The 511-nt window shown below is 43.2% G+C and carries 1 rRNA gene; it reads left to right on the top strand.

Annotated features, from left to right (window positions below):
• Window positions 1–511, top strand: a 23S ribosomal RNA gene (locus O6B72_RS09395); the annotation flags it as partial.

The raw sequence follows: 511 nt of genomic DNA, 5'->3' as shown, positions 1-511 counted from the left end.
AGGGGAACAACCCAGACTACCGACTAAGGTCCCAAAATCTTATTTAAGTGGAAAACGATGTGAAGTTACTTAAACAACCAGGAGGTTGGCTTAGAAGCAGCCATCCTTTAAAGATAGCGTAATAGCTCACTGGTCTAGTGATTTTGCGCGGAAAATATAACGGGGCTAAAATAAGTACCGAAGTCGTAGACTTAGTTTTACTAAGTGGTAGGAGAGCGTTGTATTTAGCGTTGAAGATGTACCGGTAAGGAGCGTTGGAGCAAATACAAGTGAGCATGCAGGCATGAGTAGCGTTAAATCAGGTGAGAATCCTGATCGCCGAAAACCCAAGGTTTCCTACGCGATGCTCGTCATCGTAGGGTTAGTCGGGTCCTAAGCAAAGTCCGAAAGGGGTATGCGATGGAAAATTGGTTAATATTCCAATACCAATTATTATGTGCGATGGAAGGACGCTTAAAGTTAGTGGAGCTAACTGATGGAATAGTTAGTCTAAGGTCGTAGGTTGAGTTAT

Source organism: Campylobacter ureolyticus, from assembly GCF_027277485.1.
In the GTDB taxonomy this organism is placed as follows: Bacteria; Campylobacterota; Campylobacteria; order Campylobacterales; family Campylobacteraceae; genus Campylobacter_B; species Campylobacter_B ureolyticus_B.
Note: the sequence above shows the minus strand (reverse complement) of the source record. Positions and strands in the feature narration are given on the sequence as shown.